Source organism: Fibrobacter sp. UWEL (assembly GCF_900142535.1).
Classification (GTDB): Bacteria; Fibrobacterota; Fibrobacteria; order Fibrobacterales; family Fibrobacteraceae; genus Fibrobacter.
Map to the genome: position 1 here is coordinate 163,031 of NZ_FRBE01000004.1, position 25,317 is coordinate 188,347.

The 25,317-nt window shown below is 51.1% G+C and carries 24 protein-coding genes; 17 read left to right on the top strand and 7 right to left on the bottom strand.

Going from position 1 to position 25,317, the window contains the following annotated elements:
• The first annotated feature begins 78 nt into the window (after window positions 1-78).
• Window positions 79-324 carry a DUF4160 domain-containing protein gene (locus BUB59_RS04240; protein ID WP_073225963.1) on the top strand — a complete coding sequence of 82 codons (246 nt, stop codon included), beginning with the start codon at window positions 79-81 and terminating at the stop codon, window positions 322-324.
• Complete coding sequence (locus BUB59_RS04245; RefSeq protein ID WP_073225966.1) at window positions 321-563, top strand: DUF2442 domain-containing protein; 243 nt, start codon at window positions 321-323, stop codon at window positions 561-563. Before BUB59_RS04240 ends, BUB59_RS04245 begins: the two co-directional genes overlap by 4 nt.
• A 101-nt stretch (window positions 564-664) precedes the next feature.
• Here the strand turns inward: BUB59_RS04245 and BUB59_RS04250 are convergent, their stop codons facing one another.
• Window positions 665-2,107 carry an alanine/glycine:cation symporter family protein gene (locus tag BUB59_RS04250; RefSeq protein WP_073225968.1) on the bottom strand — a complete coding sequence of 481 codons (1,443 nt, stop codon included), beginning with the start codon at window positions 2,105-2,107 and terminating at the stop codon, window positions 665-667.
• A 340-nt stretch (window positions 2,108-2,447) separates the two neighbouring features.
• Between BUB59_RS04250 and gltX the strand changes: the two genes are divergently transcribed.
• From gltX to queA, 4 genes are read left to right on the top strand one after another with little or no spacing between them, the layout of a single operon-like run.
• Complete coding sequence (gene gltX / locus BUB59_RS04255) at window positions 2,448-3,920, top strand: glutamate--tRNA ligase (RefSeq protein ID WP_073225971.1); 1,473 nt, start codon at window positions 2,448-2,450, stop codon at window positions 3,918-3,920.
• 33 nt (window positions 3,921-3,953) lie between these two features.
• Window positions 3,954-5,198, top strand: coding sequence for a BON domain-containing protein (locus BUB59_RS04260; RefSeq protein ID WP_073225973.1), 1,245 nt, complete (start codon window positions 3,954-3,956; stop codon window positions 5,196-5,198).
• A gap of 15 nt (window positions 5,199-5,213) precedes the next feature.
• Window positions 5,214-6,194: a helix-turn-helix transcriptional regulator gene (locus tag BUB59_RS04265; RefSeq protein WP_073225976.1), complete on the top strand. Its 981-nt coding sequence runs from the start codon at window positions 5,214-5,216 to the stop codon at window positions 6,192-6,194.
• A gap of 9 nt (window positions 6,195-6,203) precedes the next feature.
• The gene (queA, locus tag BUB59_RS04270; protein ID WP_073225978.1) at window positions 6,204-7,247 is read left to right on the top strand and encodes a tRNA preQ1(34) S-adenosylmethionine ribosyltransferase-isomerase QueA; all 1,044 of its coding nucleotides are present in this window, start codon (window positions 6,204-6,206) and stop codon (window positions 7,245-7,247) included.
• A gap of 433 nt (window positions 7,248-7,680) precedes the next feature.
• On the opposite strand, the gene BUB59_RS04275 is transcribed toward queA, so the two are convergent.
• Together BUB59_RS04275 and BUB59_RS04280 are read right to left on the bottom strand one after the other, a co-directional pair.
• Window positions 7,681-8,046: a hypothetical protein gene (locus BUB59_RS04275; RefSeq protein WP_073225981.1), complete on the bottom strand. Its 366-nt coding sequence runs from the start codon at window positions 8,044-8,046 to the stop codon at window positions 7,681-7,683.
• Between the two features lie 12 nt (window positions 8,047-8,058).
• Window positions 8,059-8,919, bottom strand: coding sequence for a nitrilase-related carbon-nitrogen hydrolase (locus BUB59_RS04280; RefSeq protein WP_073225983.1), 861 nt, complete (start codon window positions 8,917-8,919; stop codon window positions 8,059-8,061).
• 88 nt (window positions 8,920-9,007) lie between these two features.
• On the opposite strand from BUB59_RS04280, the gene BUB59_RS04285 reads away from it, so the two are divergent.
• The 11 genes from BUB59_RS04285 (at window position 9,008) to BUB59_RS04335 (ending at window position 21,636) form a co-directional block, all read left to right on the top strand.
• Complete coding sequence (locus BUB59_RS04285; RefSeq protein WP_073225986.1) at window positions 9,008-11,356, top strand: peptidase associated/transthyretin-like domain-containing protein; 2,349 nt, start codon at window positions 9,008-9,010, stop codon at window positions 11,354-11,356.
• A 44-nt stretch (window positions 11,357-11,400) separates the two neighbouring features.
• Window positions 11,401-12,129 (top strand): M15 family metallopeptidase, encoded by a 729-nt coding sequence (locus BUB59_RS04290; protein ID WP_234979929.1) that lies wholly within the window; start codon window positions 11,401-11,403, stop codon window positions 12,127-12,129.
• Window positions 12,130-12,635: 506 nt separating this feature from the next.
• Entirely contained in the window at window positions 12,636-13,442 is an 807-nt protein-coding gene (locus BUB59_RS04300; RefSeq protein WP_073225991.1) for a PDDEXK family nuclease, read from the top strand.
• Window positions 13,443-13,716: 274 nt separating this feature from the next.
• Entirely contained in the window at window positions 13,717-13,908 is a 192-nt protein-coding gene (locus BUB59_RS15140) for a hypothetical protein (RefSeq protein ID WP_143160217.1), read from the top strand.
• Window positions 13,909-14,140: 232 nt separating this feature from the next.
• Window positions 14,141-15,052, top strand: a complete 912-nt coding sequence (gene rfbD / locus BUB59_RS04305; RefSeq protein ID WP_073225994.1) for a dTDP-4-dehydrorhamnose reductase — start codon at window positions 14,141-14,143, stop codon at window positions 15,050-15,052.
• Between the two features lie 179 nt (window positions 15,053-15,231).
• Window positions 15,232-16,269: an NAD-dependent epimerase/dehydratase family protein gene (locus BUB59_RS04310; protein ID WP_073225996.1), complete on the top strand. Its 1,038-nt coding sequence runs from the start codon at window positions 15,232-15,234 to the stop codon at window positions 16,267-16,269.
• Window positions 16,270-16,390: 121 nt separating this feature from the next.
• Complete coding sequence (locus BUB59_RS04315) at window positions 16,391-18,454, top strand: OmpA family protein (RefSeq protein ID WP_073226000.1); 2,064 nt, start codon at window positions 16,391-16,393, stop codon at window positions 18,452-18,454.
• A 103-nt stretch (window positions 18,455-18,557) separates the two neighbouring features.
• Window positions 18,558-19,445 carry a glucose-1-phosphate thymidylyltransferase RfbA gene (gene rfbA / locus BUB59_RS04320; protein ID WP_073226003.1) on the top strand — a complete coding sequence of 296 codons (888 nt, stop codon included), beginning with the start codon at window positions 18,558-18,560 and terminating at the stop codon, window positions 19,443-19,445.
• Window positions 19,446-19,509: 64 nt separating this feature from the next.
• On the top strand, window positions 19,510-20,073 hold the full coding sequence (gene rfbC / locus BUB59_RS04325) for a dTDP-4-dehydrorhamnose 3,5-epimerase (RefSeq protein WP_073226006.1): 564 nt from the start codon (window positions 19,510-19,512) through the stop codon (window positions 20,071-20,073).
• 33 nt (window positions 20,074-20,106) lie between these two features.
• Window positions 20,107-20,472 (top strand): four helix bundle protein, encoded by a 366-nt coding sequence (locus BUB59_RS04330; RefSeq protein ID WP_073226008.1) that lies wholly within the window; start codon window positions 20,107-20,109, stop codon window positions 20,470-20,472.
• Between the two features lie 30 nt (window positions 20,473-20,502).
• Window positions 20,503-21,636 (top strand): dTDP-glucose 4,6-dehydratase, encoded by a 1,134-nt coding sequence (locus BUB59_RS04335; protein ID WP_073226011.1) that lies wholly within the window; start codon window positions 20,503-20,505, stop codon window positions 21,634-21,636.
• Window positions 21,637-21,737: 101 nt separating this feature from the next.
• Here the strand turns inward: BUB59_RS04335 and BUB59_RS04340 are convergent, their stop codons facing one another.
• The 4 genes from BUB59_RS04340 to BUB59_RS04355 form a co-directional block, all read right to left on the bottom strand.
• Entirely contained in the window at window positions 21,738-22,007 is a 270-nt protein-coding gene (locus tag BUB59_RS04340) for a hypothetical protein (protein ID WP_234979930.1), read from the bottom strand.
• Window positions 22,008-22,388: 381 nt separating this feature from the next.
• Complete coding sequence (locus BUB59_RS04345) at window positions 22,389-22,898, bottom strand: hypothetical protein (RefSeq protein ID WP_073226014.1); 510 nt, start codon at window positions 22,896-22,898, stop codon at window positions 22,389-22,391.
• Entirely contained in the window at window positions 22,895-24,046 is a 1,152-nt protein-coding gene (locus BUB59_RS04350) for an AAA family ATPase (RefSeq protein ID WP_073226017.1), read from the bottom strand. The genes BUB59_RS04345 and BUB59_RS04350 overlap by 4 nt, the downstream gene beginning before the upstream one ends.
• A gap of 160 nt (window positions 24,047-24,206) precedes the next feature.
• A complete protein-coding gene (locus tag BUB59_RS04355; RefSeq protein WP_073226020.1) occupies window positions 24,207-24,977 on the bottom strand; it encodes a DUF6261 family protein in 771 nt (256 codons plus the stop codon).
• Between the last annotated feature and the right edge of the window lie 340 nt (window positions 24,978-25,317).

Genomic DNA, 25,317 nt, shown 5'->3' on the forward strand with positions numbered 1-25,317 from the left:
TATAGAAATAGGTGGGAGGTTCTCTCTTGCCTAGCCTTGACAGGCTTATGTCTATAACTTATCTTAAGGAGGTGGTATTTGCCCACGCTTTTAAAAATTTTTGGTTTAAGGTTCTTTTTCTATTCAGCAGAGCATGAACCCGTTCACATTCATGTCGAAAATGCTGATGGAATGGCAAAATTTGATATTCAGGATGGTAACGTATCTTTGACGTCGAATGATGGTCTTAAACCAAAGGATTTGAAACTTGCGGAGTCTATTGTGGAAGAGAATAAGACTATTTTCGAACACGAATGGATTAAGTATTTTGGAAAGGAAAAATGAAGAAAAGCGATTTGAAAAATATTCGTCTTGTAAGTGACGGAATAGAATTGACTGCAGGAGATGGCTCTCTTGCAACGCTTTCCTTTTCGGACTTTCCTCGATTGAATCAGGCTGAGGATTCTTTGCGGAATGATTTTTCTGTTGGGGATTTTGGATTAAGATGGGAGTCTTTGGATGAAGACATTTCCTTTGATTCAATATTCTATCCAGAACGTTATCCTTTAAAAGCGAAGCTTTAATAAAAAAACAGATGGTTCATCACCATCTGTTTTTTATCACTTGCTTATTATTCCTGCGGAATAAAAATCTGCGGCGGAGCCCGCGACGATCTAGCCGGTGTTTATTCGCCTACCTTGCCGTCGTGCAAACGGTCCAGGAAGTCCTTGGTTTCCAGAGCCACAATGCCGCTCAACAGAATCAGGGCCACCAGGTTGGGGAATGCCATGAGGCCGTTGAAAATGTCTGCGCAGGTCCACACAGCACTTACGGTCAGGTAGGGGCCTACGAAGATTGCCAAGATGTAAATCCAGCGGTAGGTGAGGATTGCCTTGTGGTTCTTGCGGCCAATCAGGTACTGCAGGCACTTTTCAGAATAGTAAGCCCAGCCGAGAATGGTGGTGAATGCAAAGAACACCAGGGCGATTGCCAGGAAGTAAGGAGCAATCATTGCACCGCCGGGGATAATTGCCAAGCCGCGGGAGAATGCTTCCATAGTGATGTTCACGCCTTCAAGGCCAAGCTTCGGGTCCCAAGCGCCGGAGACCACAATGGCAAGGCCCGTCATGGTACAAATGATGATGGTGTCAAAGAAAGTACCGGTCATGCAGACAAGACCCTGACGGACAGGTTCCTTAGTCTTTGCGGCTGCAGCTGCAATAGGTGCAGAGCCAAGGCCAGCTTCGTTACTAAAGATGCCGCGGGCGATACCCTTCTGCATGGCGATAAAGATGGTGCCCACCACACCGCCGGTTACTGCGCTGGGGTTGAAAGCTGCCTTCACGATAGTTTCGATGGCTTCAGAAATGTGAGAGAAGTTCAGGAGGAGCAACAGCACGCAAGCCACGATGTAAAGGATGGCCATCACGGGAACGATGTAGGTAGAAACCTTGGCGATGCGCTTCAAACCGCCGATGATCACGAATGCGGCGAAAGCGGTGACGAATACGCCTGCGATTGCGGTAGTGATGCTGACGGAGTTACCGCCGATGTTCACGAATTCAGAAGCGTTGGGAGTCAGGCGAGCCATGGCGCTGGTAATGCCGTTCACCTGAGTGATAGTACCGATGCCCATGACGCCGGCGCAAACACCGAAGATGGCGAACAAGGTAGCGAGCCACTTCATGTTCCAGCCAAAGCGTTCCTTAAGACCGTGTTCAATGTAGAAGAAGGGGCCGCCCAGAACCTTGCCGTCCTTATCCATGGAGCGGTACTTCACAGCCAGCAAACCTTCGGCATACTTGGTGGCCATGCCCAGGAATGCGGCCACTTCCATCCAGAAGAGAGCGCCGGGTCCGCCGGTACCGATTGCGGTTGCAACACCCACGATGTTACCCGTACCGATGGTAGCGGCAAGTGCGGTGCAGAGTGCGCCAAAGCTAGAGACTTCGCCTTCGCCGCCCTTTTCGTTGTGCAGCATGTAGCGGAGGGCGTTGGGCAGGTTCATGACCTGCAGGCAGCCCAAGCGGATGGTTAAGAGGAAACCGACAAAGAGAACGATCAGGATCAGGGGAATTCCCCAGACATAACCGTCAATGGTATCTAGAAAAGCGGTAAAAGCTTCCATTTTGAACCTTTTGGTTGTGCGGGTGGCGCAAACGCCTAACTCGCTATGAATAGAACATATGCAAAAAAAGATAGCAACAAATATGCCAACTTGTTGACAGTCAATAAGAAACAACAGCTATAAGGTTGGTGGGCTTGCATAGCAAGTGATTGAACTTTACATTTTGTGTAGTGCGTTATGGCCCTCTTGTAAAAAAACTGCGGGCTGAGCGTTTGTAGAAAGTTGCTAAATTTTGTCACAGAAAAATTTAACCCCGCGGCAGCCCCGCGGGACCCTCGCGACGAAATCCTGTCAAAAAATTCAAGACCTGGAATTCTGCGGGGACACAAAGGAATGAAATATGTGCGATTGCTGCAATAATAAGCGTCCGGTCCGTGTACGTTTTGCCCCTAGCCCCACTGGCTACCTCCACGTTGGCGGTGCCCGTACTGCTATTTACAACTACTTCTTTGCAAAGGCTATGGGTGGCGTTTTCTACCTGCGTATCGAAGATACCGACCGTAAGCGCTATAACGAAACTGCGCTCCACGACCTGATGCGCGACCTGAAGTGGTTGGGCCTCCAGTGGGACGAAGGTCCGGGTTGCGAAGGCAGCTGCGGTCCTTACTTCCAGAGCGATCGTCTGGCTATCTATAACGAACAGATCAAGAAGTTGCTGGATTCCGGCGACGCCTACTACTGCTTCTGCACCGAAGAACGCCTGCAGGAAGTTCGTGCCGAACAGGAAAAGGCCGGCGTTTCTGTGACTGGTTATGACCGTCACTGCCGTAGCATTTCCCGCGAAGAAGCTGAAGCCCGCATTGCCGCTGGCGAAAAGGCTGTGATCCGCTTCAAGGTTCCCGAAACTGGCGTTACCGAATTCGATGACGTGATCCGCGGTCACATTGCTTACCAGAACGAACTGCTGGACGACTTGGTCTTGATCAAGCGCGACGGCTATCCCACTTATCATTTTGCATCTGTTGTGGACGACCACCTGATGGGTACTTCTCATGTGCTCCGTGGTGACGAATGGATTTCTTCTACTCCCAAGCACGAATTGCTGTACAAGGCTTTCGGTTGGGAACCTCCTGTATGGTGCCACCTGCCGGTGATTCTCGACAAGAACGGCGGTAAGCTTTCCAAGCGTAAGGGTGCCGCTTCCGTCGGTGACTTCCGCGATCTGGGCTACCTGCCCGAAACTCTCGTGAACTACCTGGCTCTCCTGGGCTGGAATCCGGGTGACGACCGCGAAGTCATGAAGCTGCAGGAAATGATCGATGCCTTCAAGCTGGAACGCATCAATCCCAAGTCCGCTATGTTCGACGAAAAGAAACTGCAGTGGATGAACGGCCAGCACATTCACATGTGCGACGACGCAGCTCTCCTCTCTATCATGAAGGAAGGCCTTGCCGCCAAGGGCTTTGACCTGTCCAACGAACCGGAAGCACGTCTCCTGGAAATCGTTAAGAACCTGAAGCCTCGTGCACACTTCGTCCAGGATTTGGCTGAAATGTCCACCTACTTCTTCAAGGCTCCGGAAACCTACGACGAAAAGGGCGCCAAGAAGCACTTCGGCGAAGGCTCCAAGGCTCTGTGCCTGCAGGTTCGCGACATGCTTGCTTCCATCGAAGATTTCAAGACTCCGGTGATCGAAAAGGAATTCTACGCTCTCGCAGAACGTATCGGCCACAAGGTGGGCGAACTGGTGGGCGCTCCTCGTTTGGCTGTGTCTGGCGTTACCGCTGGTCCTGGCCTGTGGGAACTTTTCGAACTGCTGGGTAAGGAAGAAACCCTCCGCCGTATCGACGTGGCTCTGCCCCTGATGGGCTAATCACCTCGGCGAGCTCGGCGACCTGGAAAAAACATGAAGAATCAGTTCCCTCATAAGTTGTACACTCATAGGCTGTTCTGCCGCCGTTGCCAGCAGGTGACGGACCACGGCATTTATGCCCGCGAGATGTATACGACCCTTGGGGGAATGGAAGCGAACATTCCGCTGCTGTGTACCTGCAATGGATGCCAGACGCTCTTTGTAGCTTTCTCCAACGAATTCGTTTTCTGCAGACCCGATCAGGTGAACCAGGATTACTCCAAGGTTTTCGGTGTAAACCGCATTATTCCTGGGAACTGGCTTTACTTTAAGGGTGCGCAGAAACCCTGCGTCGTCAAGAGTGTGTTTCATGCGCCGGACAAGGATGTGGTGAACATCTTTTACGATAACGGACCGGTCCAGACGGTGGAATGTCCCAAAGTGGAAATCCAGCAGGAAGAGGCTCCCGGCGGCTACCGTCTGTTGCCTGCCCAGAGTGCCCAGACGCTGATTGGCGATCACATCTATCACACCATACGAGATCAGTTTGGCGTTGCCGTCGGTCTTGTGTGGGATGGGGAGAAGGATAAGCTGGCGGTGCTCCTGAAGGATGGCATCCTGGTGTTGATTACCTTGCCCGATGCGGTCCAGAATATGCCCAACGACAAAATGCTTGAAATGGTCCGCGGTAAGTTGACTCAAGTGTTCCCTCAGGAAGTGGGCAATATTACTCTGGACTCCAGCCGCGGTATTGTTTTCCTAAACGGCTTCACCAAGAACTTGTCCATCAAACGTGCGATGGTGGCGTGCATCAACAGCCTTCCTAAGGTTCGTGGCTGCGTTGACTTCGTGAAGATTCAGCCCGAGGATTACGCAACGGACGCGCAGATTGAACGCTTTGTCCTGACTCAATTGGAGCAGCCCTCGTCTAGATTGTTCGATTATCACGTAACGGTCCGTGCCGGCAAGGTCGAAGTGGACGCCCGTTGTGCGGAAAAATATTATTCCAAGGATTTGGAAAACAAATTGGCTGAATTGCCCGGGGTCATGGATTTGAATTGTCGCATCGAAAGGATTCCCGACGATGCCATGGAAAATGACTTGCTGTGCAAACAGATCGAAGCGGATTTGGCCTTGCATTCCATGCTCCAGGATACGTGTATTAAAGTTTCCTTCTCCCAGAAAAAATTCTTGCTGGAAGGTTTTGTCCATACCACATTCCAAAAGCAGTTGGCGTCTCTTTCTGTGATGAAGAAGGCGGTGACGACTGCGGTGGATAACCGTCTGCGACAGGTATAAATTTGAGGTGTCTCAATGGCAACTGGATACGAAAAAATTAACGCAATCAAGAGTCTTTTGAAAACCAAGATGACTGTGACTCAGCTGGCAAATTTGCTGGACTGCGGCCCCCGTACGGTGTTTCGCCATCTTGAAGTTTTGACCAAGGAAAACTGCGGCCTGCGCCGCACCAAGGAAAATGGCCAGACTTATTATGTTATTCAAACTGACAGGGAAGTGAACCTCAATCAGACCGTGGTGAAGCAGCTGGAAAAAATCAAGAAGAACATGTCCGGCGCCAACGCACAAGACATCAAGAATGTGAAATTGGTGGATCGGATCATCGAGCAGCTGAGTACGACAAATCCCGATGAGTTCAAGCCCGAAGCCATTACCACCGACCCGGATTACATCCTGGATTACGGTCCCTTCAGCGACAACAAACTGCAGACCACCAGCATCAACCGCGTGCTGAAGGCAATCCACGATCACTTCATGGTCAAGATTTCCTACAAGCCGTCCTCTCACGAGGCTGAGCCCAGTATTTTTGAACTGCGTCCGGTGAAGATCATTATGCGTATGGATACATTGTATCTAGTTGCGGCGGATGAAACCTACGAAACCACCGGCATTTTCAAGAATTTCCTTTTTGAAAATATCATTAACGTTCAAGAAACCAACACGGCGTTCCAGAAGATTGCTTTTGACGCAGGTCTGCATTACAAGCATGCATTTGGAAAGTATACGGATCCCAAGATGAAGCCGGAGGAAGTTTCCCTGCTGGTGAAGAACAAATGGCTGCAGACGCAGTTTGAACGTTCGCACTTTACGCCGGAAGCTATGCGCCGTATGGATAAGGATGGCAACATGATTGTGGATCTGAAGTTGCGCTTGACTCCGGATTTCAAGACTTGGCTGTTGGGCGTTTCTCCCGATGTGAAGATCTTGAAGCCCGCTTCCTTGAAGGATGAAATCAAGGAAATGTTGAAGAAGACTTTAGCAGAGATGGACGATTAAGCGTTGGCTATGGAACACAATCTTTCTGATTACAGCTTTGAATTTCCGCCGGAACTGATTGCCAGCCGAACTGCTGGTAAGGGCAAGACCCGCATTTTGCACTGCCCTAAAAATGGCGGCGAGCGCCGCATTATGAAGGCTCCCGAAATTGTGGATCTTTTTAGGGCTGGCGATTGTCTGGTGGTGAACAACACGAAGGTGATTCCCGCCCGATTGTACGGCAAGACTATGCACGATGGGGAAGTGGAAACCCTGCTGGTTCAGGCTATGATTCCTGCTCCCTCGGGCGAGGCCCGTTATGAGGCGCAGGTCCGCCCGGGCAAGGCTTTTAAGGTTGGCCGCGAGTTGATCATCGCCGGCGTGAAGACTACGGTGGAATCCATCAACGAAGATGGTAGCCGCGTGCTGCGTTTTGCGGTTACGCCCATCGAGTTGGAAGCGGTCATGAATGCTCAAGGTCATGTCCCGCTGCCGCCCTACATAAACCGTCCGGATGACGAAGAAGACAAGAAGGCCTATCAGACTATTTTCGCGAAGTATTCTGGCGCAGTGGCCGCACCGACGGCTAGCCTCCACTTCAGTGAGGAAATGCTGGACGCGTTAAAGGCGAAGGGCGTGTACGTCGCCGAAGTGACACTTCATGTGGGGCCTGGCACCTTCCAGAATATTTCCGTAGAGGATTTCACCCAGCATAAGATGCACGGGGAACACTACGAGCTGACTCAGGAAAACGCCGACATTATCAATAAGGCAAAGGCTGCAGGCGGCCGCGTGGTGACCGTGGGTACTACAAGCACTCGCGTGGTGGAAACCATTGCATCTGAGGATGGCGTGGTGCGGGCTCAGGCGGGCGTCACACATGCGTTCTTCTATCCGGGTTACCGCTACAAGATTGTGGATGGGCTGCTGACCAATTTCCACTGGCCCAAGAGTTCCCTGATCCTTCTGGTGTCCGCGTTCTATGGACGTGAAAACACGCTGGCCGCTTATAAGATGGCCGTGGAGAATCAGCTGAAACTCTTTAGCTACGGCGACGGAATGCTGATCCTTTAAAAGTGGCCCCCTGGGGGCCCTTTTTTTGTGGGCGCAGGGTGCCGCGCTGGTTCTCGCGGGGGGCTTTGGGTGGCGCGCGGGTGTTAAAAACAGGTGTTTTCGGGATTTCGTAGTGCAAATGCTAAAAAAACACGGGTTTTGCACTAGGGTTTTTGCCTTGCAAAGGGAAATCCCTTGGGTGGCGTAGTGTTGGAAACGGGTATTATCCTCTTTTTGCACTAGTGGACTAGTGCAAAAAACAAAAGATTACAACTATCGCACTAGCCTACAAATTAACTTGTCCTGAATTTTGCGAAAATCGTAGTGCGAATATTGATGTTTGCGAGGTTTTGCACTACGTTTTCGGGAAAACGGGCGTCGCGAGGACCCTGAAATGCAGTGCGGGGGCCCCGAAATACCCCTGCGGTGCTTGCGGTAACCCTGAAATGCGGCCTTATTTCGCTTTGGGTTGCGGTAGGGGGCTGAAATAGCCTTGCTGCCTGAGGGTGGCGAGGATTTTCAGCTGGTTGGCCTGGGTTTCCTGGAGGATTCCGTCTAGAACGAACTGCGGGAGGCGTTTTTGAGGGCGGAATTCCGGCGGGATGTCTTCCATATTGGCGAGCTGCCAGCCTACCAGCATTTTCTCGATGAATTGACCCCAGGGGAAGTTGTCCTTCGGGGTTAAATAGAATTGGGCGGGCTTCTTGCCGTCCTTGCCGTCGATGAGGAGGGAGCCGTCGCGGAAACAACCTAACACGCTGCCCTGACGTTCTTGATTTTGCGTGGCGGCCTGCGGGGGAATGACGAGAACGATCTTCACGGGGCGACCACCTTACGAACCAACCTGCGGGGCGATGCCTTGCAGGACGGGGAATTCCTGGCGGTACTTTTCCAGCGGGGCCAGCGTCACTTGCCCGCGGATGACTTCTTCCTGATGGTCAGAACCGGAGGTGATGACGTTTCCCTGCGGGTCAATGAGCATGGAGGTGCCGGCCAGACGCTTCGTGGGGTCTTGTTCCGAGGGGGAGACTCCATTGACGGCGGCGATGTACACCTGATTCTCGATGGCGCGGGCCTTGAGCAAGGTAACCCAATGTTCCTTGCGGACAAGAGGCCATGCCGCCTGAACTGTTATGAGGTTAGCGCCCCTCTTGACTGCATCGCGGAACAGTTCCGGAAACCGCACGTCGTAACAGATGACGGAAGCGATCTTCCAACCGCCTATCTCAAATAAATTAACGGACTCGCCGGCGGCAAAACCGCGCTTGAGTTCCGGAAAGAAGGGGTGAACCTTATTGTAACTTGCGGCGACGTTTCCATCGGGAAGGATGGCGCAAGAGTGATTGCCTAGACTGCCGTCTGCGTTCTTTGCGATGTATGCTCCCAGCACGACGCTTCCGGATGCCTTTGCGATTTCCCGAAGGAATATCTCGGTTTCGCTGTTGGCGGGGGTCTCCGCGAGTGTGGCGCAATCCTGAGGAATATAACCTACGTTAAACATTTCCGGCAGAAGTATCAGGCGGGGACACTTGCATCCTGCAGCCGACCCAACGCTATTCGCGGCGGACCCGACGGAACCTGCGGCGGACCCGACGCCGGCCAGCAATTTCTTGACTTTGTCAAAATTCTTGACCTTGCTACTTGCTGGGTCACCTAAAACGGATTCCATCTGCACTAAAAGAACGTCTAACATACGTCGAAAATATAAAATATGCTGAGTTGGACGTTTTCCGCTGGGTTTGGGGTGTGCGCCTTTGCGGTTAAAATTCTAATTTGAACGCATGATGTTTCGTTCCGTAATTTGCGTTCTCTTTGCTGTCTGCGCTGTTTTCGCTGCGACCCCCACGTTGATTTCCGGTGTGGTTCTGGAAGCGGAAACGGACCTGCCTATTAAGGGTGTTTCCATCACGTATGCTTCCGGCAAGTCCGTGGGCGAGACGAATTCCCAAGGCCGCTTCGAATATACGGTCAGTGCTTCCAATGCATCGCTGGTTTTCAAGAAGGATGGTTTCGACAGTGTCCTAGTGGAACTGCAGGACTTCGCGGATCTCTTCGACATGGTGGTGACCCTCAGTACTAACGTGCGCAACTTGGGCGCCAGCACCATCATTGGAGGCGGTGCGGAAAAAGTTCAATGGAACGTGGAACGCAAGATTAATCTGGACAAGCTGGAAGATGCAGCGGGCATGCGCTTCGACCTGACGGAACATTTAAGCCAGATGCCGGGTATCTCCGGACAGAAAGATTTTAGTAGCGCGTTGTATTACGATGGCTCCCGCGCCAGTGACGTTGCCTATCATTTGGGCCGCCTCCGCATTCCCAATATGCGCCATCTGGATGTTGGCTTTCCGGGAAATCTCTCCATCGTGAATCCGCATATCTTGAGCGGCATCGAAATTCATGATCATTACGGCGAAGGTCCTATCGGGCAGGGCCTGGCAACTTCCGTCCAATACCTGCCGGAACAAACCGCGGGGGAATGGGGCCTGAAGGGCGCCGCCGGCATTACCATGCAGGAAGTTGTGGTGGACGCTCCCTGGATGTTCTGGGATAGTTTCCGCTTTGCCTTCCGCCGCCTGGATGCGGAGATGCTCAAGAACTTGGGCGAAAAGTTCTTCACCGAGTTCCGCAAGCGCTCCGACGACTGCAAGGAATGTAAGGTCAAGAATTCCGATCCCTTCGATCTGGAAGCCTTCGATGTTTACGCCCAGTTTAACGGGTCCGATTCCTTGGGCAACACCTGGGCCATCCGCACCCTCTATAGCTCCGACGTGTATAGCATTAGCCAGGACACTTCTACTTCCTACGCAGAAGTGAACAACATCGACATTATCTCCGGCGAGCAGAACTATCTGGTGGTGGGCCTGGAGTACGATTCCCGCTTTGGTACGAGCTTCCACGGCGGCATCGTCCGCGAATACTTGAGCGATACTCTTCGCGATACCATCGGCTTCCGCAATACTGCCAACTCCGCTGCCAACCAGACGTTCATCGACGGTTACGAACAGACCCACACGACTATTACCGGCGGCCTGGATAAGAAGTACGACGAAAAACTTTTTGGCGCAAACCTGAGCGGCGCGCTGCTTTACGAACACCATATTTTGGAACGTGAATACCCCGGCTTTGGTGCTCCTGTTAGCGAAGACTATCAGACTGGCGTTCTCTCCGGCGTGGGTCGCTTCAACTGGAAGCAGGACTACTCTCAGGAAATTTTCTCCGTAGGTGCTGTGGCCGACTGGGGCGAACATGACGCCGCTCCTACGGTCTCCCTGGATTTCGAGCAGAATCTTTCCAAGGTGGACACCGCCTACTGGCGCCTGTTTGCAAACGCTGCCTACCGCGGCGACTGGAAGCCCTATCTGGATGACGGCGAACTGACGGGCCGCCTGGAAACCGGCGCCTCCGCGAAGGTGGGCTTGGGCTACAACTCCAAGTACATCGTGGGTCAGGGCGCGGTCTTTGGCCGCTACTACGTGGATCCTCTGCTGCCGATGCCCAAGGCCTACGCCCAGTACAAGGACATCACTCCCGTGGATTACGCCTGGGTCATGGGCGCTTCCGGCAATCTTGAATTCAAGACCAGCCATCACTTCTCCATGGCGACCAACGTAAGCTCCGTCTATGGCGAGTACGAACTGGATGGCGGCAAGTCCCTCCCGTGGGAAGCCAACTCCCGCTTTGACATCGTGTCCCATTTCCGTTATTACCCGCGCAAGGACTCCATCGTGTCCGTGATCCTCACGCATCACGCTGCACTGCATCGCCCGCTGTACTACTACGAGATTACTCCCACCAATTCTCAGACCCGCGAGAACGGCACCCGCTGCCTCAAGGACTACAACAAGTTCACCGACCTGTATCGCACGGACCTCCGCGTGAACCTGGATCTGAAGGGCAAGAAGTCCTTCTTCCGCAGCGCCCGCTTCTACCTGGAAGTGGATAACATCTTCGCCAACCTGGGCGTGGATGCCCTGGAATTCCTGGGCTCCGAGAACGGCCGCGAACGCTCCTGGGTCACCCGCGATGACGACAAGAACGTCACCAACGGCTACGACCTGGTCCCCTTCATCGCCAAGGGCATGGGCCTCTACGTACAATTCGGCGTGGAAGTCATGCTGGGGATTTAATAAAGAGCTGTGAGCAATGGGCTGTGAGCTATGAGCGGTGGGCGGTGAAAATTCTGCTTTCGACATTGGTGTTTTTCCTGCTGGCGGGTGCGTGTGCGGCTCACCCTACGGACAGCTTGTTTGTCCCGCCAAAGCCCGCGGAACCTAAGCGCTTTTGCGAAGAAGTCAAACGCTGGATTGCCTATGCGGAAAAAAGCAAGGACCTGGTGGAGATTACAAACTTGGACGGAGTCCGCATGGACTTACGTTACGGGACTTTTAACAACGTAACGGGTCACGATTTGTACTGCGGGGAACAGCGGGCCTTTATCCGCAAGGAAGCTTTTGCGATGCTCCAAAAGAGCATCGCCTACATGAGGAAAACTATGCCGGGTTCCCAGCTGGTAATCTTCGACGCTTCTCGCCCGATATACGCTCAGGCCGCCCTCAAGAAAACAGTCCAGGGCACCGCATACTCCGCCTATGTTTCGTCCCCCATAAAAGGCGGTCTCCATAATTTCGGGCTAGCTCTGGACCTGTCCATCACCGATGGCGACGGCAACCTTCTGGATATGGGCACCGATTTTGACTCCTTTGAACGTTGTGCCGGATCCGTAGGGGAGGCCGACGCATTAAAGAGCGGCAGGCTAACGCCCCAGCAGATTGAAAACCGCAATAAGCTGCGCCGCGTCATGGGGCGCGCTGGCTGGGTACCGCTCAACAGCGAGTGGTGGCACTTCAACGCATACACCCGCGCCTATACCTACGAAAACTACAGCAAGTTCCCGCTATAGCAATTGAGGTCATGCTGGGCGGCCGTTTTTGGAGTTCTGGAAGGGCGTTTTCGCGAAATCGTAGTGCAAATCCTCGCAAACACAAAAATCTGCACTACGATTTTTGGTGATTTTAGGATAAATTAATTTGTAGGCTAGTGTGATAGTTGTAATCTTTTGTTTTTTGCACTAGTGCGCTAGTGCAAAAAGATGAAAATACCCGTATCCGACACTACGCCACCCGAGGGATTATCCTTTGCGGGGCGAAAACCCTAGTGCAAAACCCGAGTTTTTTAAGCGTTTGCACTACGAAATCCGGAAATCGCCTGTTTTCGAGGGCCCGCGGCGGGGTGATATCCCGAAATATCCCCACGAAACAGCCTGTGCGGTTGACCTGAGTCTTGCCGCGGGCTCCCGAGAGTTGCTTTGCCTGCCCTGCGGTCATCCTAAAAGTTTTTTTACACAAAAATTTCGTACAAACGGGGGGAAAAAAGCGTGTATAGAATACACACTAAAAAAGGACCCTTATGTACTCTTTACTTTCAGAAGACTTTCTCGCGGAGTTTCAACACCAACAGTCTATGGTAAACAAGCTTTGCAATGCGAAACAGAAATCTTTGGATAAATCCCCCGCGGGGCATCTTCGCATGATTCTGCAGGGGAAAAACAAAATTCCGCGTTTCTATCACGTTAAGGAAAAGCTCTCCCGCGGCGTCTACCTCAACAGTGATCATCAAGCTGTAGCCAAAAAGCTTGCCCAGAAGGAATACGACAGAAGGCTTCTTTCCGCGTTAGGTGCAATTCAGCCGTTGATGTCTTCTCTGGGGAAGGCACTCGAGAAAACGCATCTCGACGGAATATACCGCCAGATGCCCGCCTTGCAGGACCTCGTCACGCCGTTCCGCCCCGATAGAAAAAGATTTGTCGAGACTTGGCTCGCCAAGAAATATGTGGGGAGGCCGTTTTTCGCGGACGAAGCCGAACATTTCACTGTCAAGGGACTTCGCATCAGATCTAAATCCGAATCGTTTATCGCAGACATGTTGGATTCATTGAAGGTTCCATATCGCTATGAATTTCCTCATAAGATAAACGGCGTCACGACGTATCCGGATTTCACCTGCTTGAACGTCCGGACGGGAGCTGAAATCATCTGGGAACATTTCGGTCTAGTCGAGAAGGATGCGTATGCAGAAGATGTCGTCAGGAAAATCAACGGGCTTGTCAATGAGGGGTATATCTTCGGGCGAGATTTTATTTTTACAGTGGAAACTTTGCAACAACCTCTGACCTCCGCGCTAGTGATGAAAGTTGTCAAGCAATATCTTATGTAGGAGGGGCGCCGCCGCGGGATTGTGCCCCCGCCAGAACCTCGTTTTCACAAAATCGTAGTGCAAATCCTCGCAAACACAAAAATCTGCACTACGATTTTTGGTGATTTTAGGATAAATTAATTTGTAGGCTAGTGTGATAGTTGTAATCTTTTGTTTTTTGCACTAGTGCGCTAGTGCAAAAAGATGAAAATACCCGTATCCGACACTACGCCACCCGAGGGATCATCCTTTGCGGGGCGAAAACCCTAGTGCAAAACCCGAGGTTTTTAGGCATTTGCACTACGAAATCCCGAAATCGCCTGATTTTGATGCCCGCGGCGGCACGCATTTCCCGAAATTGCTTGATTTTGATGCCCGCGGCGGCACGCATTTCCCGAAATTGCCTGATTTTGATGCCCGCGGTGCGGCGATTGCCCGCGGTGACCCGATCTTAAAGCCTGCGGGGGCCTGCGATTGCCCGCGGTAACCCGATTTGAAGGGCCCGCGGCGCGATGATATCCCTGCGGGGGGCTCTTGCGGCCCTGCAGTGTCCTTAATTATGTTATAATTGTAACCAAAAGTTGACGGTCGGCGCGCGGAACCCTCCCGACGTGGGTGATGTACCAACCAAACGGTGGGTGTGCGGAACCCTCCCGAAGTGGGCAACGTACCAACCCGACGGTCCCAGCGGAACCAGCCTGACGGTCATAGGAGAAAAAATGAAGTTTTTTGTAACTGGTGTGAATGGTCAATTGGGCCATGATGTGATGAACGAGTTGCTGAAGCGGGGCCACCAGGGTGTGGGTTCCGACATTGCGCCTGCGTATGCAGGCGTGGCTGATGGTTCTGCGGTTACGACTGCGGAATATCGCCAGCTGGACATTACGGACTCTGTGGCGGTAGACCGCGTTCTCTCGGAAGTCAAGCCCGACGCTGTGATTCACTGCGCCGCCTGGACTGCGGTGGACATGGCCGAAGACGATGAACTGGTCTCTAAGGTCCGCGCCATCAACGCCGGCGGCACCCAGAACATCGCAGATGTCTGCCATCGCCTGGATTGCAAGATGACCTACATCAGCACGGACTACGTCTTTAACGGCCAGGGCACCGAACCTTGGCAGCCGGACTGCAAGGACTACAAGCCCCTGAACGTCTACGGTCAGACCAAGCTGGAAGGGGAGTTGGCTGTGGCTAACACCCTGAGCAAGTATTTCATCGTGCGAATTGCCTGGGTCTTCGGCCTGAACGGCAAGAACTTCATCAAGACGATGATCAACGTGGGCAAGACCCACGACACCGTCCGCGTGGTGAACGACCAGATCGGCACCCCCACCTACACCTTTGACTTGGCCCGCCTGCTGGTGGACATGAACGAGACGGAAAAGTACGGCTACTATCACGCCACCAACGAAGGGGGCTTCATCAGCTGGTATGACTTCACCTGCGAAATCTACAAGCAGGCTGGCATGAGCACGAAGGTGGTGCCCGTGACTACCGCCGAGTACGGCCTCTCCAAGGCAGCGCGCCCCTTCAACAGCCGACTGGACAAGAGCAAACTGGTGGCCGCCGGCTTTAAACCCCTGCCCACCTGGCAGGACGCTCTGAACCGCTATTTGAAGGAGTTGTCTTAACGTCATTCTGAGCCCCGTAGGGGCGAAGAATCTAGTGATTGAGTATTCGTTACGAAACGGAACGTCCCTGGATCCTTCGACTACGCACCTTCGGTGCTTCGCTCAGGATGACATAGGGTAAGTAAAGATCTTTCGACTACGCACCTTCGGTGCTTCGCTCAGGATGACAAAGAGGAATTATGAAGATTTTAGTAACTGGTGCCGCAGGTTTTATCGGCTCGAAATTGATGTTTATGCTCTCCCAGCGTGGTGACACGGTGGTGGGTGTGGATAACATCAACGACTATTACGACGTGCGCCTGAAGTACGGCCGCCTGCGTGAGTGTGGCATCGAATACCACAATGCAGAGATCCCTTTCGGTACGGAAATCCAGAGCAAGAAGTTCGACAACTGCCGCTTTGTGCGCCTGTCCATCGACGACAAGGCATCCGTAGATGAACTGTTCCAGAAGGAAAACTTCGACAAGGTGGTGAACCTGGCTGCCCAGGCCGGCGTTCGCTATTCCATTACCAATCCCTACGCCTACATGCAGAGCAACCTGGTGGGCTTCCTCAACATCCTGGAAGCTTGCCGCCACTTCAAGGTCAAGCACCTGGTGTTCGCCTCTTCCAGTTCCGTATACGGCCTGAATACCAAGGTCCCCTACAACGAAATGGACAAGGTGGATTCCCCGGTGAGCCTGTACGCCGCCAGCAAAAAGAGCAACGAGCTGATGGCACATTCCTACAGCAAGCTTTATGGTCTGCCGGTAACAGGGTTAAGATTTTTTACTGTGTACGGCCCCTGGGGCCGCCCCGACATGTCTCCCATGCTGTTCGCCAAGGCTATCAGTAAGGGCGAGCCCATCAAAGTCTTTAACAACGGGGACATGATCCGCGACTTTACCTACATCGATGACATCGTAGAAGGAACCATCCATGTGGTGGACCGCACCCCCGATGCCGCCGCCTGCGAAAACAACGTGGCCTACAAGATCTATAACATCGGTTGCAGCCATCCCGTAAAGCTCATGGATTTCATCAGCGAAATCGAAAATGCCTACGGCGAACCCGCCAAAAAGGAATTTTTGCCCATGCAGCCCGGCGACGTTTACCAGACCAATGCAGACACCACCCGACTGGAAACCGAGTGCGGCTACAAACCCCACTGGAGTCTCCACGACGGAATTTCCCAGTTCATGCAGTGGTACAAGAGCGACAAAAACCCTCTAAAGTGACGAATTCCGATTAAAACAGGTCCTTTTTTCGTCATCCTGAGCTTTTTTTTCACGTCATTCTGAGCGAAGCGAAGAATCCAGACTTATATTTATAACGATTTTTTTACAAAAAGGTGGATTAATGAAGAATACTCTTAAAACCGTAGTGGCTGGCTCCCTGGTGGCAGCTGGCCTGGCATGCGCCCAGACGGGCCTTGCAGGTGGTTCTGAAGGTTTGCACCAGATGAACGCCAATACCTTGGGCCAGTGGGGCGTCACTTTTGGCGCCGGTGGTGACCTCTCCTTTGATAGCTGGGCTTTGGCCAGCGGTGGTTACATCTACGATAAGACTGCCAAGCAGGGCCTTTCCCTTAATGAATCCGCCATTTCCATTAGCGGTAACGCAAACGCCGCCATCGGTCTTACCAACTGGATGGACGTTGGTGTGAACCTGCCCATCTACTTTGATATGGGTACCGACAACAAGAACCGCATTGGCGATAACGGCATGACCGACGTTGCCATCGGTGACATTGAAGCCTGGTTGAAGTTGAACCTGGTAGGCCGTAACGAAGGTTTCTTTAGAATGGCCTTGATGGCTAACGTCTATTTCCCCACCGGATCTGACGAAGCTGGTTTCCGCCCCCGTCATTCCTGGTACCTGAGCGACTACACCACTCCGTACACCCTGGGTGATTACGCTGCCGGTGGTAGCTTGATTTTCTCCTTTAACGGTCGTAAGGTTCACTGGAATACCCAGATTGGTTACGTACAGCCCTTCGATACCGACAACTACTCTGGTGCTATCACTTATAGTACTGGCTTTAACTACCTGCCGGCCAAGTTCATTGACCTGTTCCTGGAATTCTCCGGCGAAGCACACATCAACGACATGCGCGCACCTATCGACCCCACTGTTGATCCTATGATCATCACCCCGGGTTTCCGCCTCCACCTGTCTGATAACATCGACCTGGCAATGGGCGTGGATGTGGGCGCACGTATCTTCAAGAACCTTGAAATGGATGGCGAAAAGGATCGCGAAGAAAAGAACGGCTTCGAAATCAACGTGAAGGACAAGAAGGGTACCCTGACCTACGGTTACTCCTCTAGCCCGCTGCTGGCAGCAACTGCCGCTGTGACCTGGAACTTCGGTGGCTACAACAACAAGGCCGAAGAAGAAAAGGCTCGCGTCAAGGAACTGATCGAAAAGCGCGCCCAGGAAAAGCTGGACTCCGCTATGGCAACTGTTAAGCCCGATACCCTGACCCTCACCAAGGTGGATTCCATCGTAGTGACGGACACTATCGCTAAGCTGGATACCCTGAAGACCATCGACACCGTGAAGACTGTTGACACCGTGACCGTGAAGGACCTGGTGGCTGACTCTCTGAACAAGGCCAAGATGGACTCCGTGGCTGCCGTGAACGACTCCCTGGCTAAGCTCAGTGCTGACGCTGACGGTGATGGCGTTCCCAACATGGTTGACCGCTGCCCGGATACTCCGGCTGGTATTAAGGTTGGCGCCGACGGTTGCGAAGTGGATACCGATAACGATGGCGTTGTGGATTCCAAGGACGCTTGCCCCGCTTCTAACCCCGGCGCACCGGTAGACGAAAAGGGCTGCGAAATTGACGAAGACATGGACGGCGTTGTGGACGTTCTGGACAAGTGCCCCGTGACCCTGAGCGAAGTGGAAGTGGATGCCGAAGGCTGCCCCACCAACAAGGACGAAGACCTGACCAAGCTCCAGGCACAGATCAAGTTTGCCAAGGGCAAGGCAAAGCTCACCAAGCCCACCATGAAGGTGCTGGACAAGGTTGTTGCTTTGAAGATGAGCCGTAAGGACCTCCGCATTGAAGTCCAGGCACACACCGACGAAATGGGCGTGGATGCCGAAGACAACCAGGAACTCTCCGAAAAGCGCGCCAAGGCAATCATGGATTACATGGTCAAGAAGGGCGTTCCCTCTAAGCATGTACGTGCCGTAGGCCTGGGCGATACCCAGCTGGTTGTTCCTGTTAAGGCTCCCAAGAAGGGCAAGAAGTTCAAGGCTAACCCCAAGAACACCCGTGTGGTCCTGGCACCCCACGTAAAGAAGCCCAAGGCAGAAAAGCCTGCCGAAGCAGCACCTGCTGCAGAAGCACCTGCCGCAGCCCCGGCAGCAGCACCTGCTCCTGCTGAAGCACCGGCCGCCGCTAAGTAAGTCCACTGAGCTCGCCGAAGTGCTGAGCGTCTAAAATCAAAGTCCGTTTCCTTGAAAGGGAGCGGACTTTTTTTTACATTTTGCTTACAAAATAGGAGCAACAATGAAAGGTATTGTTCTTGCCGGTGGTTCTGGCACCCGCCTTTATCCTTTGACCATGGTCACCTCTAAGCAGCTTTTGCCTGTTTACGATAAACCCATGATCTATTACCCCCTGTCCACCTTGATGCTGGCAGGCATTCGGGATATCCTGATTATCTCCACTCCTACTGACTTGCCTAACTTCGAACGCCTGCTGGGCGATGGTAGCTCCATGGGTTTGAACTTGAGCTACAAGGTTCAGCCTAGCCCCGATGGCTTGGCACAGGCCTTTATCTTGGGCGAAGAATTCATTGGCGACGATTGCTGCGCCATGGTGCTGGGTGATAACATTTTCTATGGCAACGGCTTTAGCCCCCTGTTAAAGGCCGCCGTCAAGAACGCCGAAGAAAACGGCCGCGCCAGCGTGTTTGGCTACTATGTAGAAGACCCCGAACGCTTTGGCGTGGTGGAATTCGATAACAACGGCAAGGTGATCTCCGTAGAAGAAAAGCCCAAGGAACCCAAGAGTAACTACGCCATTACCGGCCTGTACTTCTATGACAACCGTGTGAGCAAGTTTGCCAAGGAACAGAAACCCAGTGCCCGTGGGGAACTGGAAATCACGGATTTGAACAAGACTTATTTGGACATGGGCGAACTGGACGTGAAGCTCCTGGGTCGCGGTTTCGCCTGGCTGGATACCGGTACCATGGATAGCCTCATTGAAGCAGGTGATTTCGTGAAGATGGTAGAAAGCCGCCAAGGCATCCAGATCTCCGCCGTAGAAGAAATCGCCTACATCAACGGATGGATCACCAAGGAAAAGTTACTAGAATCCGCCGCCAAGTACGGCAAAAGTCCCTATGGACAACACCTAAGAAAAGTCGCAGAAGGTAAAATCAAATATTAACGTCATTCTCGCGAAAGCGAGAATCTAGATTCCCGGTCAAGCCGGGAATGACAACAGGAAAAAAATGGGAAAGTTCAATTTCATTAAAACCAGCATTGATGGTGTGACTATCGTAGAGCCTACTGTCTACGGTGATCATCGTGGTTATTTTATGGAAACTTATAACAAGGCGGAGTTTGATGCTGCTGGCTTGGATATGGTTTTCGTTCAGGATAATGAATCCCGCTCCAAGAAGGGCGTGCTTCGCGGCTTGCACTTCCAGAAGCAGAACCCTCAGGGTAAGCTGGTCCGCGTGCTGGAAGGCGAAGTCTACGACGTAGCCGTGGACCTGCGTAAGGGCAGCCCCACCTTCGGTAAGTATGAAGGCGTTGTGCTCTCTGCGGAAAACAAGAAGCAGTTCTACATCCCCGAAGGCTTTGCCCACGGCTTCGTAGTCCTCTCTGAAACCGCCACCTTCGTGTACAAGTGCACCCGCCTCTACGACCCCAAGGACGAAGGCGGCCTCTTCTGGAACGACCCCGCCATCGGCATCAACTGGCCCGTAGGCAACGGCTTTGAACCCCTCCTCAGTGAGAAGGACACTAAGAATCCTCTCTTGAAGGATCTTGGCTTCGCGTTTGAACTGTAAGAGGGTCTAGGGGACAGGGTATAGGGTATAGTAATGCCGGTTCAGAACTTTAGGGAATTGATTGTTTGGCAAAAGTCTATTCAGCTTGTTGTTGCTGTATATGAATTAGTTAAAGAATTTCCTAAGAGCGAATTATATGCCTTGTCTGACCAGATGCGTAGAGCAGCAGTGTCTATACCCTCGAATATCGCTGAAGGTTATGAGCGAAAATCTGTTAATGAGTATATTCACTTCTTATCTATAGCGAGAGGATCGAAAGCTGAATTAGAAACTCAACTATTTATCTGTGAACAGCTAAATTTTGGAAATAAAGAAAAATTAAAAGAAATGGAAGGTCTGTGTTTAGAAATAGGGAAAATGCTTAATCGAATGATTAGCTCCCTATCCCCTAACCCCTAGACCCTATCCCCTTAGGAAGGAGTATTCCTCATGAAAAACATTGTAATCACTGGCGGAGCAGGCTTTATTGGTAGCCACGTTGTTCGCTTGTTTGTTAACAAGTATCCTGAATACAATATCATTAACTTGGATAAGCTTACTTATGCAGGTAACTTGGCTAACTTGAAGGACTTGGAAGGCAAGCCTAACTATAAGTTCGTGAAGATGGACATCTGCGACTTTGATGCTTTCTACAAGTTGATGCAGGACGAGAAGATCGACGGCATTATTCATTTGGCTGCCGAAAGTCATGTGGACCGTTCCATTAAGGATCCGTTTACTTTTGCACGTACCAACGTGATGGGTACTCTTTCCTTGCTGCAGGCTGCAAAGCTTTACTGGGAAGCTCAGCCCGAAAAGTACGAAGGCAAGCGCTTCTACCATATCTCCACTGACGAAGTTTATGGCGCCTTGAAGATGAACCACCCGGAAGGTATTGAACCGCCGTTCACTACCACCGCTTCTTCTAGCGAACATCACCTGGCTTACGGTGACGACTTCTTCTACGAAACCACCAAGTATACTCCGCATTCTCCGTACTCTGCAAGTAAGGCTGGCTCCGATCACTTCGTGCGCGCCTTCCACGACACTTACGGCATGCCCACCATCGTGACCAACTGCTCCAACAACTATGGCCCGTACCAGTTCCCGGAAAAGTTGATCCCGCTGTTCATCAACAACATTCGCCACAAGAAGCCGCTGCCGGTTTATGGCAAGGGCGAAAACGTACGTGACTGGCTCTTTGTCGAAGACCATGCCCGCGCTATCGACGTGATTTTCCACAATGGTAAGATCGCAGAAACCTACAACATCGGTGGCTTCAACGAATGGAAGAACATCGACATCATTAAGGTTGTGATCAAGACTGTAGATAAGCTCCTTGGCCGCGCCGAAGGCGAAGACCTGGACCTGATCACCTATGTGACCGACCGCCTGGGCCACGACGCCCGCTACGCCATCGATTCTACCAAGCTCCAGAAGGAACTTGGATGGGAACCCAGCCTGCAGTTCGAAGAAGGTATCGAAAAGACCGTTCGCTGGTACCTGGACAACCAGGAATGGTTGGACAACATTACAAGCGGTGATTACGAAAAGTACTACGAAAATATGTACAAAGGCCGCTAAGGTCCCTGAGCGAAGCCGAAGGGCTCCCATGTCATCCTCGCGTAGGCGAGGATCTAGCACTATAACGAAAGCCCCAGTCGTTTGACTGGGACTTTTAAAATTTAAAGCGCTTTAATTTGCTCTTCGGTCAGGCCGGAACTTATTGCGATAGCAGAGATTGCAACTCCGTTTTCTTTAAGACTCTTAGCCATCTTTTTCTTAGCAGACAGCTCTCCGTCTGCTTTTCCCTGCAGGTAGGAACCTTGCTTTTCATAAAGCATGTCTGTCATATTGTCTACCTCCAGCAGTAAAAGTTCATCGGTGTACCCCATAAAAGATACATCTTTTGCGAAGTCGCTGTCAAGTAGCTTGCTGGCCTTTTCTTCGTCCACGGATTTCTTGGCACTGATGGAAATATGTATCGTCCTCATTTGGAAACTGGTCCTCGCACAAGAGCGAAAGAACGTAAATGCGGGGGAGGTTGTAATCCTTTGATTTCTTCACCTGGTTACACACAACGCGAGATGTGTAATAGGTTAGCCGATGGATACACGTTTTTAAATTGCTCACGGTACTTCGTCAGATTTTGGGGATTGTCTTTCAAGTCGAGGACCATTGCCCTAAACTGATATCTATTCATGATGTTGTTGAGTGGGAGTTGCTCTTGCGTTCTTGAGCACTATTTGTCAAGTGTTTTTTCAACTTAAACAAAAGAAGCCCCAGTCGTTTGACTGGGACTTTTAAAATTTTAGAGAACTTTAAAGAAGGACGAACTATGTTTGATAAAAATTGTGTTCTGGGTCAATGAACACCACGTAGAACGTATTTTTGTCAAATCGAATTCCTGACTTTCCATGTTCCTTGCCTTCCAATTCACTGGGTACAAAGAACCCGCACAATCGAAAATCACTTTCTAAACGCAGTCGTGCCCAGTCTGCATCAACAGGTACGGATTTTGGACGCACCGCTTTTGTGTTGGCGGGGAAATCGCGGTATACCGCAAGTACGGTTTGACGATGCTTCCCTGAACCTATAGGCATTTTTTCAAGTTCTGCCCTGGAATGCCTGCTTAGTTCCTGAAGCTTGCCGAAAACCATGTCCTTTTGTTCCTGAGACAGTTTGCAAAAAGGAGTAAAACCATTTTGTTCTTGGTCATCACAAACAAAACTGAAATTGAATTTCATTCTTGCGGCGACATTACATTCTAACGATGCAAAACATAAATCGGCTGTATTTGCTAAAAAAGCATCGCGGCCAGAATTGCCAAATTTATTCTTACTCATACGAAATTGGGAACTCCTCCAATCTTACGGCGTCTATATAACGGAGTAATCTTGCGATCATTCCTCAAAATCTCGGAAGGCAGTTCGTCTAACCGATAAATGTAACTTGCGTTATTTTTCTTGTTTACAAGGTAAACCCTGTACTTTCCAAGTTCATCCATTATGGATGTGTCGTGTGTACTAAAAATAAACTGGGCGTGGTTCGGATTTGATTCTTCGGAACTGAACAATTCTACCAACTTTGGCAAGAGATCCGGATGCAGGTTGCAGTCGAATTCGTCTACAGCAAGGATTCCGCCCAAGTCCAACGTATAGAAATATAACCACAAAATTTGGAATAGTTTCAACGAGCCCAAAGCCTCATGATGGGCAAGGATGCCTGCACGGTGGCCATCTTCGGTTTTATGGAAGAATACAGGGTAGAAGAATTCTTCTCCAGCACCATTTGTTTCGCTACGAATTTCAATATCAGCGATTCCTGAGTCACAAAAGGAGAGAAAAGTCTTGACCCTGTTAAACACCTGCGGTTTTTCCTTATAGAATTTTGAGACGGAAGACAGGTCGAAACGAAAACCGGTCATACCAGCGTCGGTGACGTTTGTGGCCATACGTGCAAAGAAGGCATAAATCGGCTTGACGCACTCGAAGCCGTACTGGTATGCAGTGCTGATAACGGAGGCGTTGGATCGCAAATTCATTTTCTTTAAATCAACAAAATCCATTCCGTCCTTGCTGACTGTCAGTTTGTTTTCTTTGCGTTTGAAAATAGTTTTGCCTGAGCGACCATCGAATTTAAGGACCTCTGAAACAATTCTTTGCCTTGTAGTTTCGAACTCGTAATAATATGTGCGGCTATCCAGTGAAAAATTGCAAAAGAATGACGAAGATTCCTCACTGTCTAGAAATGGTTGAACCAAAATCGGTTCGTCAGGTCTGAGTGCAAAAGTTGAATTGGCAAAGTATCCAATAAAGGCAAGAGCCCTTAGCACATTAGTCTTACCAGATGCATTAGCTCCCTTGATGCCCATGATATTTGCTGTTGGTAACCCCTTTGAAACTTCGATGGGGCAGTTCTTATCAAGTTTGAAAGTGAATTCGAAACCTTCAGCAAAAGAAAAAAAGTTCTGTGCACCAAATGATAAAAGCATAAAATCTCCGTCACTTTTGACGGAAAATTATAAAAAAACGACGTGAAAAGCAATACTTTTGATGAAATTACGTCATTATTGTGTTGAAAAAAGTATTTTTCCAAGTTAAACAAAAGAAGCCCCGGTCGTTTGACTGGGGCTTTCTTTTTGACCTGATCCTTTAAGCTACGTTTTTTTCTGCGACTTTAATGGGTTCGGTTTTTTGGGTTGTTTCCTGTGAGGTGTCGGTACCTTGTTTACTTCGCTCCTTGCGGAGCTTGAGCTGAATCTTCTTGGCGGAGATTGCGGCGTTCATGTTGTCGATGAAGTTGCTGCATGCTTCGTCACCCAGGGAGCTCTTGACTGTGGCCATTGCGGCAAGCAGGTTGAATGCTTCCACACAGGCCTGGCGCAGCCTCTTGCCCTGTTCCAGTTCGTGGAGGGCCTTTTCGGTGAAGCGCTTCCTGTCGGCTTCCTGGAACTGGTTGTTGATTTCTTCCAGCTTGTCCAGCCAGACCTTGAAACCGCAGGATTCCAGGATGTCGTCCCCCAGGTTGCGGAGGGTCTGGATGATGTTCAGGATTATACCCGTAGACTGCGCCTGGTTCAGCCCGATGGGGCTTGCGTTTTCTTCGAAAGCCTTCCAGATCTTTGCGCCGTTTGCGGCAGCGGTTTCGTCCGGGAAGTTCTGCAGGCTCCTTGCAGTGTTCCTGCAACTTGCGTAGTACTTGTTGCGTTCTGCATCCAGCTCGCTTGCCTGGCGTGCCGCCGTTTCGGAAAGGTTCGTTTCCAGGAAGTTGGAAAGTTCCTTTACGGAGGCCTCGTAAGAAGTAATCAAGGGAAGCACGGTCTTGTCCGTGATGGCCTTGGCGAAATCCACCGCTTCGCTATGGATACCGTAAAATTCGTCGTTGCGGAGATTTCTAAAAGCGATTGCGTTAATAGTCTTCATCTTGTTATCCTCGTTTTGTGAGTTTGTTTGTGTTTCGGCTTGTGAGTCGTTGCTCACCGGCCTTGTCTTTAACTTACACAAATAAACCGCCGAGAAATGTCAGATTTGTGTCACGACAAATTAATTGACGATTTTGAACAAATTTCGCAAACGTTGTTCGAAACTTTCCGATGAAGGGCCAAAAAACGCTGACGAATGGCAGGCCGAAAAAATGCAATTGTCAAACTTTTGTCATGGAAATGTCAGATTTGTGTCACGGCGGGGCTCCTGTTGTATACAAATGAGTATATACAGGTTGTATAAAGTGCTCCTCAGAAAAAAGGAGCGCAATATACAGGTT

Excerpts from the sequence above, each read along its gene's own strand:
- BUB59_RS04245 (WP_073225966.1), top strand. The coding sequence starts at position 321 with ATGAAGAAAAGCGATTTGAAAAATATTCGTCTTGTAAGTGACGGAATA.
- BUB59_RS04250 (WP_073225968.1), bottom strand. The coding sequence starts at position 2,107 with ATGGAAGCTTTTACCGCTTTTCTAGATACCATTGACGGTTATGTCTGG.
- gltX (WP_073225971.1), top strand. The coding sequence starts at position 2,448 with ATGTGCGATTGCTGCAATAATAAGCGTCCGGTCCGTGTACGTTTTGCC.
- BUB59_RS04260 (WP_073225973.1), top strand. The coding sequence starts at position 3,954 with ATGAAGAATCAGTTCCCTCATAAGTTGTACACTCATAGGCTGTTCTGC.
- BUB59_RS04265 (WP_073225976.1), top strand. The coding sequence starts at position 5,214 with ATGGCAACTGGATACGAAAAAATTAACGCAATCAAGAGTCTTTTGAAA.
- queA (WP_073225978.1), top strand. The coding sequence starts at position 6,204 with ATGGAACACAATCTTTCTGATTACAGCTTTGAATTTCCGCCGGAACTG.
- BUB59_RS04280 (WP_073225983.1), bottom strand. The coding sequence starts at position 8,919 with ATGTTAGACGTTCTTTTAGTGCAGATGGAATCCGTTTTAGGTGACCCA.
- BUB59_RS04285 (WP_073225986.1), top strand. The coding sequence starts at position 9,008 with ATGATGTTTCGTTCCGTAATTTGCGTTCTCTTTGCTGTCTGCGCTGTT.
- BUB59_RS04300 (WP_073225991.1), top strand. The coding sequence starts at position 12,636 with ATGTACTCTTTACTTTCAGAAGACTTTCTCGCGGAGTTTCAACACCAA.
- rfbD (WP_073225994.1), top strand. The coding sequence starts at position 14,141 with ATGAAGTTTTTTGTAACTGGTGTGAATGGTCAATTGGGCCATGATGTG.
- BUB59_RS04310 (WP_073225996.1), top strand. The coding sequence starts at position 15,232 with ATGAAGATTTTAGTAACTGGTGCCGCAGGTTTTATCGGCTCGAAATTG.
- BUB59_RS04315 (WP_073226000.1), top strand. The coding sequence starts at position 16,391 with ATGAAGAATACTCTTAAAACCGTAGTGGCTGGCTCCCTGGTGGCAGCT.
- rfbA (WP_073226003.1), top strand. The coding sequence starts at position 18,558 with ATGAAAGGTATTGTTCTTGCCGGTGGTTCTGGCACCCGCCTTTATCCT.
- rfbC (WP_073226006.1), top strand. The coding sequence starts at position 19,510 with ATGGGAAAGTTCAATTTCATTAAAACCAGCATTGATGGTGTGACTATC.
- BUB59_RS04330 (WP_073226008.1), top strand. The coding sequence starts at position 20,107 with ATGCCGGTTCAGAACTTTAGGGAATTGATTGTTTGGCAAAAGTCTATT.
- BUB59_RS04335 (WP_073226011.1), top strand. The coding sequence starts at position 20,503 with ATGAAAAACATTGTAATCACTGGCGGAGCAGGCTTTATTGGTAGCCAC.
- BUB59_RS04345 (WP_073226014.1), bottom strand. The coding sequence starts at position 22,898 with ATGAGTAAGAATAAATTTGGCAATTCTGGCCGCGATGCTTTTTTAGCA.
- BUB59_RS04350 (WP_073226017.1), bottom strand. The coding sequence starts at position 24,046 with ATGCTTTTATCATTTGGTGCACAGAACTTTTTTTCTTTTGCTGAAGGT.
- BUB59_RS04355 (WP_073226020.1), bottom strand. The coding sequence starts at position 24,977 with ATGAAGACTATTAACGCAATCGCTTTTAGAAATCTCCGCAACGACGAA.